A 12,999-nucleotide genomic window follows, 5' to 3' on the forward strand; every position below is an offset into this window, starting at 1 on the left:
CAACAGCTCTTATCTCTTATTTATTCACTTGTTTTATCTGTACCCGCTTCTCCTAAAGTGGTTTCTTCTGCCTCTTTTCCTGTGGTTGTTTCCTCTACCGTTGTAGTTTCTTCTTCCTTCATGTCATCAACAGTCTTAGAAAAAGCCGTTACTAAATCAGATGATATAACATATACATTGTCATCGCCCTTTACCATCATATAATATTTGGTTGAATCATACGGGTTTGCGCTTCCAATGTATATAATATACTCTTTTCCATCCTTGTCTGTAACCTTGATTGTATTTGTAGCAGCGGCCAACTCATCTTCTGACTTTATGAAGCCATAATCTTCTTCACTGCTCACATTATCAATTTTATCCTCTGCGTCTATTTCTGCCAGTTTTGAAAGCATTTCGGACTCAATGGTACTCTTTTTAAGTTTCACGTCTTCCTGGCCTGAAATTTGCCATTTTCCGTCATTTTTCTTAATTTCCAAGGTACTGTTACTTAACACATAAGAAAAATTCTTTACATCCTTGTAGTCATCTAACTGAAAAGCAACTATTTTGCCTGCTTCTTCTTCCTTTTTTTCTTTCTTGTCAAAGTGACTGCTCATAACAAAATATCCAACAATGCAGACAACTAAAACAGCCACAATGACGCCAAACTGAATAAACTGTTTTTTCATTAATATCTTCTCCTTCTAACCCATACTGCTATTCCTGCTAATAACACAATAATAGGTACCACAATTGCAATCAGTACTCCGAACAATCTTGTGCCTGACTCTGTAACTGTAAGTGTAGCCGGAGTCATGCTTTTAGCCGGTACGGATATTGTTTCAACATCCGTTTTAATATATTCTTTTAACGCATTATTTACAATCTGTGTGTTTGAGCTTTGTACCTTATTATCTACAGTATCCGCAAGAGAATATACTGAACCGAATACCAACAGATTCGATGTGACAGATGTAGTTGTTTCACTATTAGATGAATCTTCATTTGTTGTTTCTTCGCTTGTTTCAGCTTCACTGTTTGTCTCTTTGTTTCCTGTTGTTGCTTCCTCTGACTTGCTACTCTTGTCACCTGATGTTTTCTTAGTTATTGTTTTTGAGGCAGAAACAACTGTATCAAAAGGTCCTGCCACATCACCTTTTTCCTTCTCATAAGATGTAGCATTAGATGGATTTGTCTTTAATACGGAATTGTCAGAAGTTGATGCTAATGCAGTGTATGAAGCACTTGTATCATCACTTTCTGCCTGCTTTAATCCCATAGTATATGGTGTAAATATATAACTTGTAAGTCCTGATGCATAACCTGTAGAACCTTCAGCAAATCCATAGAATGGGCCATACTGGGTTGCATAACGTGAACTGTCGTTTTCTGCCACAAGACCATCATAAACCTTAACATTATATTCCTCTAAAATAGAATAGAAATTAGGCTTATCAACACCAACACTGGCTTTTGCCTCTAATGCGGCGATTACATTTCCACCTTCCTTAATGTAGTTCTTTATTACATCAGCTTCATCCTTTGAGTAATCTGTTTCAGGTCCTAGCAAAAGAACTGCTGAACACTCATCAGTAGAAATTGACGATTTGCTTAACAAGTTAATTTCTTCAATTTCACAGTTATACTTTGAAATTATATCCTTCAAATTCTCCATTGTACCAAAATTATTAGAATCTGATACTATTTCGTTATGACCTGTAACCTGATAGATTTTATAGGTAGAATTTGAACGTACATAAGAAATCGCACTATCTAACTGTCCTTCACAGTCATAGGTTGTAGATGCAGATGCACCTGAATAATAATATGCTGAATTATCTGTAACATAAATGTTATTGTAATCAACAACCTTTGATTTTTTATTTGATGCGTTGTATACAATAATACTTCCGGCTGTTGGTGCAGTATCGGTGTATGTTTTGTAGAAATTAGGGTATCTGTTTGTATCCTTATATTCTACTTTTATGTGTTTTGATGCTGTTTCGTATCTTGCTAATGTCTTTTTAATTGTAGAATCCGCTTCTGACTTAGAAGCCATAACATATAAGGTAATATCCTTATCAAGTCCCTTTAGCATTTTCTTTGTATCACTTGAAATAGAGAAAAGGGATGTAGATGTCATATCCGCTGTTGCCCATGCTTCTTTAGATGTTATGGTACCTGCAATAAGGTTTACAAAAACAACCAATGCAACTACAACAGCTATAAAACCTGTACTGAAAATTCCCGTTCCAATAAATTTCTTTGATACATTCCATCTTCTCTTCTGAATTGACTGGCATGTAAGAAACAAAAATACAGCTGTTAAAGATATGTAGTACACAACATTTGACAGAGTAATTACACCATTTAAGAAATCCTGCATAGGTGAATATAAATCAAAACATCCAAGAATTTTTGTGAGAATATTTCCATCTGACGAAATCATGGATGTAAGAGAACCCATTAAGTAGCCAAGAAGTAAAACTACAATACTTAATATTGCAGATATTACCTGACTTTCTGTTAATGATGAAATAAACATGCCAATGGCAATAAATGCAATTCCGTAAAGGAATAATCCGAAAATATTAGTATATGCTGTCTTAAAAGGCATATTTCCGAATTTTGACAAAATCACCGGGTATAAACACATTATAAGAACCGGTATGGCAAAAATCGTTGTTAGTGCCATAAATTTTCCCATTACAATTTTTCCAACTGAAACAGGTGCAGTAAGAATTAACTGGTCAGTTTTGAGCCTTCTTTCATCTGCTATTATTTTCATTGTAAGAATAGGAACTGTAAATACCAGAATAAAGAGACTCTGGTATACCGGATACATACTTGTCAATCCATTTTGTAAATTATAGTATACAAAAAATATACCTGCTACTAATGTTGTAACCGCAATAAACAAACATGCGATAACTGATGTAAAATAAGATTTTAACTCTCTTTTATATATTGCAATCATTACTTATTTTCCTCCTTGTGGGATATTTCATTTAACGCTTCAACTTCCTTGTCGATATCCTCCTGAAGCTCCTTTTTAGCTTTGCTTTTACCTATTCTGCGCTTTTTCTTTTCCGGAGCTGCATAATCCTTCGTCAATTCAATAAATAAGTCCTCAAGAGTCTTATGCTTAAAGTCCATCTTTAAAATAGGTAATCTGCTATTTGCACATGCATAAAAGATTTTCTCACGTACATCATTTTCCCTGTCACTTATAATTGTAAGGTTAACATTATCTGACTTATCAGATTTTGTCATTTCATATTTTCCTACATCTGATACAGTTCCCATCATAGCTGTAACTGCATCCTTGTTTCCTTTAATCTCCATTTCAAGAACATTTTTTCCTGCCATCTGGTCAACTAATTCCTTTTCGCTGCCGGCAGCTACCAGACATCCTCTGGAAATAATATATATGTAATCACAAACCTCACTAATCTCTGATAAAATATGAGAGCTTAATATAACAGTATGTTTTTTTCCTAACTGCTTTATAAGCTGTCTGATTTCAATTATCTGTTTTGGATCAAGACCAACTGTTGGTTCATCCAAAATAATTACTTCCGGCATACCAATTAGTGCCTGAGCAATTCCCACTCTTTGCTTATAACCTTTTGACAGATTTCTAATCAGCCTGTTTTCCACCTGATCAGTCTTTGTCATATTTAAGGCATCCTCTATATTCTTTTCTCTTTTGCATTTAGGTATCTTCTTAAGTTCTGCCACAAATTTCAAATATTCTCTTACAGTCATGTCCTGATAAAGAGGTGGCATTTCTGGAAGGTAGCCTACACACTTTTTTGCCTGTTCCGGTTCCTTAAAAATATCACGTCCGTCAATTTTTACCGTTCCGGAGGTTGCCCCTATGTAACCGGTTATAATATTCATTGTAGTAGATTTTCCTGCTCCATTTGGTCCTAAAAACCCGTATACCCGTCCCTTTTCAATTTTTAAATTCAAGTTATCCACGGCTAAGTTATCGCCGTATTTTTTCACAAGATTTTCAATTTCAATAACGCTCATTAATATGCCTCCTACTATTTTAAACCTCATTGATAAATATTATATTTTTATAATGTGTTTTAAATTAGTAAAATTTGTGTTTTAAATTAGTTTATTTTGTGTTTAATTTGTGACCAATGTTACATAAAATAATTTTACTATAATAAAAAAAGACCTAAAGTGACCATTAATCACTTTAAGCCTTTTTATTAATTAGAATATATAATTAAAAAATATATTATGCTAATTTTTCTTTAGCTGTTTCAACTAACTTTGCAAATCCTTCTGCATCATTAACTGCCATTTCAGCTAACATCTTTCTGTTCATTTCAACGCCTGCTAACTTAAGTCCATACATAAACTTGCTGTATGAAAGTCCGTTAATTCTTGCAGCAGCATTAATTCTTGCAATCCATAACTGTCTGAACTGTCTCTTCTTCTGCTTTCTTCCTGCATATGCACTTGTCAAAGCTCTCATAACTGACTGCTTTGCTACTCTATACTGTTTTGATCTAGCTCCTCTGTAACCTTTAGCGAGCTTTAATATTCTATTATGTTTCTTTTTAGCGTTCATTCCGCCTTTAATTCTTGCCATTTCTATTTCCTCCTACACTAGATTAAAATGCACTGTTCCAATTCACCTTCTAATCTGAAATAATTACAGATAAGGTAAAATTTTCTTCATGTTCTTTACGTTTGTAGCATCAGCTGTAGTTGCTTTTCTAAGATTTCTCTTTCTCTTAGCTGATTTTTTAGTTAAAATATGTGATTTGTAAGCTTTATTTCTTTTAAGCTTTCCTGTACCTGTCTTTTTGAAACGTTTTGCAGCTGCTCTGCTTGTCTTAATTTTTGGCATGTCTTATTCCTCCTTAATAATCATCTAAAGCTTAACGCTTTTTTTCTAAAAACATTGTCATGTTTCTGCCTTCTAATTTTGCCGCTTTGCTAACCTGCGCAATGTCTTCTAACATTTTTGCAAAGTCATCCAAAACATGTGCACTACTACTAATATGAGCCATCTCTCTTCCTCTAAAACGAAGAGTAACCTTTACCTTATCGCCTTTTTCAATAAACTTTCTGGCATTATTTGCCTTAGTTTTTAAATCATTGATTTCAACGTTAGGTGAAAGTCTGATTTCCTTTGTTTCAACAACATGTTGTTTCTTCTTGGCTTCTTTCTCTCTCTTCTGCTGTTCATAACGAAACTTACCATAATCCATTATTTTACATACAGGTGGCTGAGCCTTTGGAGCAATCTTTATTAAATCAAGTTCAGCTTCGTCTGCTAACTTCTGTGCATCTCTTGCAGACATAACGCCTAACTGCTCTCCATTTGTTCCAATAACACGAACTTCTTTATCTCTAATCTGTCCGTTAATCATTAATTCGCTAATAGTATTGCACCTCCAAATTATTTTTCATTTTCAAAACAAAAAAGTGGATAATCCAAACAGATTATCCACTAAAATACAAAAGAAGTGATAAATAAAAATCATTACCACATATAAACCTCGACTCGCCTAATGCGTCTGGGTGAGGGTGGATACCCTGCTTGATTTCACAACATTAGTATACTACCATTATCACTTTTAAATGTCAAGAGTTTATATATATTTTATTTTATTAAATTTTCCGTAACATACGTTCATCACCAAAGGTAATGCTTAGCATGTACATTCAAAGCTTCCACATTCTGTCTGGCTCTGATGTGTTGCACCATTTCCATCAATGGTAATCTGGGATGCATGACATTTACAGTTATCATTAAATGTGCATCTTACTGCATCGCATCTTACATCAACTGATCCTTCAGGTCCACAGTCACACTTAGAAGAAAAGTTACCTCCCGCTTCCCTAAAATCACCACAGTAGGTTGCATCTGTAACTGTTGCATCTGTGCCTCCTACTTTAATGCCATCTCTACAGCACATTGACTCCTTGTTATAGTAACAATTTTTAACAGTACAATTTAACTTTGTCATAATAACCTCCACAATATTAATTTCGGTAAAAACCGATACTAATATTGTGGATTTTTTATTATTAATTATTCAAAACTATTTGCTTTCTTCCATCTCAACTTTTCTGATTTCTTTAGTATCAATTTCCTTACAAATCTGCTCAATAAAAGTATCTAAACTCTTAACACCCTCATCTCCTGCAAATCTGCTTCTAACTGATACAGTACCATCTGCTTCTTCCTGCTGTCCAACCACAAGCATATATGGAAGTTTATCAAGTCTTGCTTCACGAATCTTATATCCGATTTTTTCAGAACGTGAATCAACTGTAACATCAATGTGTCTTGCCTTTAATGCTTTTGCTACAGACTGAGCGTATTCCTCATATTTTTCTGAAATAGGAAGAACTCTAACCTGTTCAGGACAAAGCCATGTTGGGAACTTTCCGGCATATTTTTCAATAAGCCATGCCAATGTTCTTTCATAACATCCGATAGAAGTTCTATGAATAATGTAAGGTCTGACCTTATCACCTTTTTCATCAATATAGTACATATCAAACTGTTCAGCTAACAATGCATCCCACTGTATTGTAATCATTGTATCTTCCTTGCCGTATACATTCTTTGCATTAATATCAACCTTTGGTCCGTAGAATGCAGCTTCTCCCACGTCTTCTACAAAAGGAATATTAAGTTCTGTTAAAACATCTCTGATATCCTGTTCTGTTTCGTTCCAAACTTCCGGTTCACCAATATACTTATCCTTATTTTCAGGATCCCATTTTGAAAGATGATATGTTACATCCTCCTCTAATCCTAATGTCTGGAGACAATACTGAGCAAGGGCTATACAATTCTTAAATTCCTGTACCATCTGATCCGGACGAACAATTAAATGTCCTTCTGAAATAGTAAACTGACGAACTCTTGTAAGTCCGTGCATTTCACCTGAATCTTCATTTCTAAACAATGTAGATGTTTCACCGTATCTGCAAGGAAGGTCTCTGTAGCTCTTCTGACTTGCCTTATATACATAATACTGGAACGGACATGTCATAGGACGAAGGGCAAAAACTTCTTTATCATTCTCTTCATCTCCTAAAACAAACATGCCCTCTTTATAATGATCCCAATGTCCTGAAATACGATATAAATCTGATTTCGCCATAAGTGGTGTCTTTGTACGAACATATCCCCACTCGTTATCCTCTAAATCCTCAATCCATCTCTGGAGCTTCTGAACCATTTTTTCTCCCTTAGGCATTAAAAGAGGAAGTCCCTGTCCAATTACATCAACAGTTGTAAATAATTCCATTTCACGACCTAACTTATTGTGATCACGGTTCTTAGCATCTTCTAACTTTTCAAGATAGCTGTTAAGTTCATCCTTGCTGTCAAAGGCTGTTCCATAAATTCTCTGAAGTCTTGCCTTATTTGCATCACCTCTCCAATATGCCATAGATGATGAAGTAAGCTTAAATGCCTTAATTCCCTTTGTAGACATAAGGTGTGGTCCTGCACATAAATCAACAAATTCACCCTGACTATAGAATGAAATAACCGAATCTTCTGGTAAATCCTTAATAAGTTCTACCTTATATGGTTCATTTCTATCTTCCATGTATTTAATTGCATCTTCACGGGGAAGTGTAAATCTCTCAAGTTTAGCACCTTTTTTAATGATTTTTTTCATTTCGGCTTCAATCTTGTCTAAATCTTCCCTTGAAAATGGTTCACTGTCAAAATCATAATAAAATCCATCATCAATTGATGGTCCAATGGCAAGTTTTGCATCAGGATATAAATTCTTTACAGCTTCTGCTAACACATGTGATGTTGTATGTCTGTAAGCTGCCTTTCCAGCTTCATCCTTAAATGTAAGAATATTCAATGTACAATCCTTGTCAATAGTTGTTCTTAAATCAACAACTTCTCCGTCAACTTCTCCTGCGCAGGCTGCTCTTCCTAATCCTCCTGCAATGTCATAAGCAATATCATTAACTGTCATTGCCTCTGCATATTCTTTTACTGAGCCGTCTTTTAAAGTAATTTTCATTTTCCTGGTCTCCTTATCCATTTATTTTTTGAAACATAAATAGGTAATAAAAAAAGCCCCTGTTTATGTTTCCATAAACAGGGACGTAATATACGCGGTTCCACCCTGATTGCCAAATAAATTGGCCCCTCATTACGATTATAACGGAATCACCGTGCTTGATTAGAGCCACTCAGAGGTAGTCTTCAATTACCCTTCTGTAAGACACTTCCAACCATGGTGCCTCTCTCTGTTACCCTCCGGATAACCTACTGTCCTCGTCATCGTTTTAACAATTTTCATTATAACACCTTAACCGATGTTGTCAACCTGAATAATCTAAAAAATAATGCCATTTTTTCATTATTTTTCTTTTTTAATATACTAACTATTTAGTATAAAATTCCTGAGCAAAATACGTTTCTACACATGTAGTATTCCACTGATTTACATATTCTTTTGTATAGCTGCTTATACCAATATATGTAAAATCCCTGCTTAACATATTCTGTCTGTGCCCTTTAGAAGCATAAAGATTCTTGTATGCCATATTCACAATCTTCGCCCTTTTACTTGCCGCATCAAGATTGTATGACAGATTTTCGCCAATGGCACTTCCAATTTTAAATCCCACATCTCCGTATGCTGTCTTATAAGCTGACCCATTAGGTCTTGTGTGAGCAAATATCTTGGCAGCTTCCTTTGCACGTATATCAGCCACCTTTGTAACTTCACTTTTTAAAAGTAACGGCTTTACCTTTGTCTTAACTCTGTCTTTATTAACAAGGCTAAGCATTATGTAAATATTCCTCTGATTATAAACCTGATCTATATTGCTATAATTAGTTACCGTAACCGGACATTTAAACGTTTTACCACCACACTTTGCCATAACTGTACAACTACCTACTGCCTTTGCTGTTATTACTCCATTACTAACAGTTGCAATATTTTCATTATTTGAACTCCATGTAATACTTCCACTACTATTTAATAGTTCTAATGTAAAGGTTCCATTCTGTGTATATGAAATTACAGATTTTTCATCTTTATATGTTACACCATAAAGATTTATATGAACTTCCGAAACGCTAAATGTTGTGTCTTTATATTCAACCACTTTAACTACCTTTTTAGGTATCTTTTTAACTTTAACACTACATTTTAACTTTTTACCACCAACCTTGGCAGTAACTGTTGCTTTTCCAGCTTTCTTACCGTAAACTACCCCCTTATTGCTTACCTTTGCAACTTTTTTATTTGAACTGTACCACTTTGCTTTCTTCTTTGTTCCTGCGACTTTCAGTTTTATTGAATAACCTTCCGTCATGGTTATCCATGAATAATTCAATCTTGCTTTAGCCTGCACTACACTAACATTACCGAAACAAATGAAAGCAAATGACATAATCCATATCATAAGCATTAAGATAGTTTTCGCACCCCTCTTGTTATAACTAAAAACACTCTTTTTCATATTTTTCCTCTTTTCGATGTAAACCTGTGCAGACATCAATAAAGCAAAAAAATTAGTCTATCCAATCATTTCTTCTAGACTAACTTTAGCATTTTGTATTGTTTTTGTAAACAAATCCTTATTGTTTTTTATTTTTTTATTGATAATTAAAATGCACTTTCGATGGTGCAAATTAGCATTATAGAAAGTGCATCTTTAAAAATACATTATTTTATTTTGTAATTGTAGCTTATTTTTGCATTATCAAATACATATTGCTGTGCCTTGTCTAACAAAACAGCTTCTTTCATTTCATCTTTGGTGTAAAGTTTCTTCATTTCCTCTACACTGTCAAGATTAACTTCCTCATATTCATTCTCATACATTTCTTCAATTTCATCATCTGAAGCTTCAAGTCCCAAATCCTTAACCAACTGCCACATAACGAGTTCTGACTTTACATTATAAGTATACTCTTCATCTAACTTTTCATCTGTATACTGATACTGTTTCTTATATTCCTCAACAGATATGCCTTCATCTTTAGCCTCAGCCTCTATATGTCCGTCAAGCTCTGCTACAATATCATTATACAAATCAGCCGGATATCCACTCATAGTTGCATTATCTACAACCTTCTTCCACAAACGTTCTTTAAGATTTGATTCTATAATGTACTGCTTTTCCCATTCATAAAGTTCTTTAGCAGTTGTAACACCATATAAATCTTCTAAATTTTCCTTAACCCACTTATCAGTAACCTTATTAACAACTAATTCAGATACATCTCTTACCTTAATTTCCAATTTAACTTTTTTACCTGAATAATCCTCAACAGAACCTGCTAATTCCTTTGCTTCATCGCCACTTACTTCTAAGGATAGCTTTTGTCCTGCCTTTGTTCCAATAAGCTTGTCATATACCTTTTTATCCGCAGCATCATCATTTTTACCAATATAAAAAGATGCTTCTTTCATAGATAAATCGTCAACTTTTTTATTGTCTATATACGCTACAATATCCACATCTACCTGATCTGTTTCCTTTGCAGCTCTGTCAACCACATCATATTCGTTAGTTTCATCAGCAAGATTTTCGTCCCATTCTTCCTGCGAAATTTCATCCTCTATGCCTTTTACCTGACCTAACTTTATGTATTCTCCCGTATTATAGCCGACTTCCTTATTAATATCACTCTTTGGTTTAATAACCTTCGCCCAGTAAACTACACCGGCAAATACAGCTAATATAACCACAATGATAATAGGAACAATAAGCTTCGCCGGACTTATTTTCTTTTTATCCGTTTTTGCATTGTTCTCAATGCTGTCATTAACATTATTAATATTGTTTTCTTCCACTACATTATCTCCTTTTGGTATTTTATTAAATTAATTCTTTGTATAAAAAATACAAAGGATCCTTATCCTAAAAGACCCTTTGTATTCTATCATATATTATTAAATTAATACACCTTTTTCATATTTTTTTCACATTAAACTTCTGTAGTGTAGTTTGGTGCTTCCTTTGTAATATGAATATCATGTGGATGACTTTCCTTAAGGGATGCAGCTGAAATCTTAACGAATTTGCCTGTTTCCTTAAGTGTCTCAATATCCTTAGCTCCACAATATCCCATACCTGAACGTAAACCACCCATAAGCTGGAATACAGTATCTTCAAGGCTTCCCTTGTATGCAACTCGTCCTTCAACGCCTTCAGGGACTAACTTCTTCGCATTTGTCTGGAAATATCTGTCCTTGCTACCATTTTCCATAGCAGCAATACTTCCCATGCCTCTGTATACCTTATATTTACGTCCTTGGAATAATTCAAAATCTCCAGGTGCTTCATCACATCCTGCAAACATTGAACCCATCATACATACGCTACCACCTGCAGCAATAGCCTTAACAATATCACCTGAGAACTTAATACCACCGTCTGCAATAATAGGAACACCATATTCCTTCGCTACCTCGTAGCAGTCCATAATAGCTGTAACCTGTGGTACACCAATACCTGCAACAACTCGTGTTGTACAGATAGAACCAGGTCCGATGCCAACCTTAACTGCATCTGCTCCTGCTTCAATTAAATCTCTTGTAGCAGCTCCTGTAGCAACATTTCCTGCTATTACCTGAAGGTCCGGATATTCTGCCTTAATCATCTTTAATGTCTTAAAGATATTAGCTGAATGTCCATGAGCTGAATCAATAACAATAGCGTCAACCTTTGCTTCTACCAAAGCTTTAACTCTTTCCATTACATTAGCTGTGATACCTACAGCAGCACCACATAAAAGTCTGCCCTGCTCATCCTTAGCTGAAAGAGGATACTTAATCTGCTTTTCAATATCCTTAATTGTAATAAGACCTTTAAGATTAAAATCATCATCTACAATTGGAAGTTTTTCCTTTCTTGACTTAGCTAAAATAGCTTTTGCCTCTTCAAGAGTAACTCCTTCCTTTGCAGTAATAAGCCCGTCTGATGTCATAGACTCTTTAATTAATTTATTTTCATCAGTTTCAAATTTCAAGTCACGGTTAGTAATAATTCCAACTAACTTTCTTCCCACAACAATAGGAACACCTGAAATTCTGAATTTTGCCATTAAATCATTGGCGTCTTTTAATGTGTGCTCCGGTGTTAAATAGAATGGATCTGTTATAACACCATTCTCAGAACGCTTAACCTTGTCAACTTCATCAGCCTGCTGTTCAATAGTCATGTTCTTGTGGATGATTCCAATACCACCCTGTCTCGCCATAGCAATAGCCATTCTATATTCTGTAACTGTGTCCATTCCTGCACTCATCATAGGAATATTCAATTTGATTTTTTTAGTAAGATGTGTAGTAAGGTCTACCATGTTAGGTGTCACCTCTGAATACTGAGGTACTAATAACACATCATCAAATGTAATTCCTTCACCAATAATTTTACCCACTGATTTTTCCTCCTAATAGTTTAATATGAATTTATTGTTGAAAATACTAACACCGGAAAACCACTTTGTCAACGACAAAATGGTTTCCTAAAAAATTTATTTTTTTACGATACTCGGCTTAACATGATACATAGCATCTAATACTTTTTCGTTTGGTTCAAATATAACCTGCTTACGTCCATCTGAATCATTAACAATCATAGAATAGAGATTAGCGTTTCTGCACCTTGTTGAATAATCTTTCGTAATCGTATTATTAATTTTGCTCACAACTTCATCAGACATTGAAGGAGCTACAATTTCAGCATTTTTAATATCATAGCATGCAATTGTCTTTCTCTTTCTCTGACCCATAATCTTGTCAATGGATAACTCGCCATTTAAAAAAGAATACTCGTATTCCACGCTGGTATATCCCCAAATAATGTATGTTACATAAATAAGCAATGCTGTGATGGTAAGTCCTAATGCACCAATAATCAGCATACTAAATATACCTGCAAGTACAAAAATAATAGCAATCGCTCTCATTAAAATACCGGAAATACTTATTTTTTTCTTTACAATCTGTTCCACAAATACTTCGTCCATATTTT

Annotated in this window: 12 protein-coding genes and 1 other annotated feature; all 12 genes read right to left on the reverse strand. The window is 34.6% G+C overall.

Annotated elements, in window-relative coordinates; all coding sequences use genetic code 11:
* Positions 1-20: 20 nt before the first annotated feature.
* The gene (locus H8S00_RS05810; protein WP_186840254.1) at positions 21-671 is read right to left on the reverse strand and encodes a DUF4340 domain-containing protein; all 651 of its coding nucleotides are present in this window, start codon (positions 669-671) and stop codon (positions 21-23) included.
* Positions 671-2,959: an ABC transporter permease gene (locus tag H8S00_RS05815; protein WP_186840255.1), complete on the reverse strand. Its 2,289-nt coding sequence runs from the start codon at positions 2,957-2,959 to the stop codon at positions 671-673. Before H8S00_RS05815 ends, H8S00_RS05810 begins: the two co-directional genes overlap by 1 nt.
* Positions 2,959-4,020, reverse strand: coding sequence for an ABC transporter ATP-binding protein (locus H8S00_RS05820; protein ID WP_186840256.1), 1,062 nt, complete (start codon positions 4,018-4,020; stop codon positions 2,959-2,961). Before H8S00_RS05820 ends, H8S00_RS05815 begins: the two co-directional genes overlap by 1 nt.
* 217 nt (positions 4,021-4,237) lie before the next feature.
* The gene (gene rplT / locus H8S00_RS05825; RefSeq protein WP_118588511.1) at positions 4,238-4,594 is read right to left on the reverse strand and encodes a 50S ribosomal protein L20; all 357 of its coding nucleotides are present in this window, start codon (positions 4,592-4,594) and stop codon (positions 4,238-4,240) included.
* A 63-nt stretch (positions 4,595-4,657) separates the two neighbouring features.
* A complete protein-coding gene (gene rpmI, locus H8S00_RS05830; protein ID WP_021952859.1) occupies positions 4,658-4,855 on the reverse strand; it encodes a 50S ribosomal protein L35 in 198 nt (65 codons plus the stop codon).
* Positions 4,856-4,886: 31 nt separating this feature from the next.
* Positions 4,887-5,381: a translation initiation factor IF-3 gene (gene infC / locus H8S00_RS05835; RefSeq protein WP_021952858.1), complete on the reverse strand. Its 495-nt coding sequence runs from the start codon at positions 5,379-5,381 to the stop codon at positions 4,887-4,889.
* Between the two features lie 282 nt (positions 5,382-5,663).
* Positions 5,664-5,981 (reverse strand): DUF1540 domain-containing protein, encoded by a 318-nt coding sequence (locus tag H8S00_RS05840; protein ID WP_186840257.1) that lies wholly within the window; start codon positions 5,979-5,981, stop codon positions 5,664-5,666.
* A gap of 75 nt (positions 5,982-6,056) precedes the next feature.
* Positions 6,057-8,018 (reverse strand): threonine--tRNA ligase, encoded by a 1,962-nt coding sequence (gene thrS / locus H8S00_RS05845; RefSeq protein WP_186840258.1) that lies wholly within the window; start codon positions 8,016-8,018, stop codon positions 6,057-6,059.
* Between the two features lie 76 nt (positions 8,019-8,094).
* Positions 8,095-8,291, reverse strand: a binding site (T-box leader).
* Positions 8,292-8,385: 94 nt separating this feature from the next.
* Complete coding sequence (locus H8S00_RS05850; protein WP_186840259.1) at positions 8,386-9,474, reverse strand: Ig-like domain-containing protein; 1,089 nt, start codon at positions 9,472-9,474, stop codon at positions 8,386-8,388.
* Positions 9,475-9,680: 206 nt separating this feature from the next.
* Positions 9,681-10,814, reverse strand: a complete 1,134-nt coding sequence (locus H8S00_RS05855; RefSeq protein ID WP_186840260.1) for a trigger factor — start codon at positions 10,812-10,814, stop codon at positions 9,681-9,683.
* A 134-nt stretch (positions 10,815-10,948) separates the two neighbouring features.
* Positions 10,949-12,403 (reverse strand): IMP dehydrogenase, encoded by a 1,455-nt coding sequence (gene guaB / locus H8S00_RS05860; RefSeq protein ID WP_021952853.1) that lies wholly within the window; start codon positions 12,401-12,403, stop codon positions 10,949-10,951.
* A gap of 96 nt (positions 12,404-12,499) precedes the next feature.
* Entirely contained in the window at positions 12,500-12,994 is a 495-nt protein-coding gene (locus H8S00_RS05865) for a DUF6106 family protein (protein WP_021952852.1), read from the reverse strand.
* Positions 12,995-12,999: the final 5 nt, after the last annotated feature.

Source organism: Eubacterium segne, assembly GCF_014287775.1.
GTDB classification, from domain to species: Bacteria; Bacillota; Clostridia; order Lachnospirales; family Lachnospiraceae; genus Eubacterium_G; species Eubacterium_G segne.